Source organism: Pantoea sp. BL1, assembly GCF_000963985.1.
Taxonomy (GTDB): Bacteria; Pseudomonadota; Gammaproteobacteria; order Enterobacterales; family Enterobacteriaceae; genus Pantoea; species Pantoea rwandensis_B.
Window position 1 is genome coordinate 1 of record NZ_JZRH01000065.1, and the last position, 433, is coordinate 433.

Annotated in this window: 2 protein-coding genes; both read right to left on the reverse strand. The window is 46.2% G+C overall.

The genetic code is table 11. From position 1 onward, the window contains the following. A partial coding sequence (locus VH86_RS23735; protein ID WP_045834329.1) for a DUF3304 domain-containing protein occupies positions 1–252 on the reverse strand: 252 nt, incomplete at its 3' end. After that, on the reverse strand, positions 240–433 hold a 194-nt coding region (locus tag VH86_RS25335; protein ID WP_156150616.1), incomplete at its 5' end, for a DUF3304 domain-containing protein. The genes VH86_RS23735 and VH86_RS25335, both read right to left, overlap by 13 nt.

Here is a 433-nt window from a genome sequence, read left to right on the forward strand (position 1 = left end):
CGGGCGCCATTTATTTGGCAACATAATGCAACAATAGCCGCCGCCTGTACCGGGGACGCGATAACCATTCACAGAAAACCAATTAATATCTTGCCCAGCAACATGGTTTATCGCACCCAGATTCCCGGCACTTGATTCACCTGCATTTGACTGATCGCAGCCCACTAAAATCATCAGGCTGCTAAATACAGCTAATCGGATAAATTTTAGGAATACACAGGGCTCGCCAACATTGATATTTATTTTTCGCATGTCGCTGGCTCCTGCATATCAGTGGGCTCTTTAATCGGGTATGTATCCGCACCATAGCTGGCTATACCGGCATAAACTTTGACCTGACGGCAGGGCAGAAAATGAACGGTGATCCCTGCGCTTTCATCGTATTCTGGAATTGGGACATCAGCACTGTACTGACGATATTTTGCTTTATGTT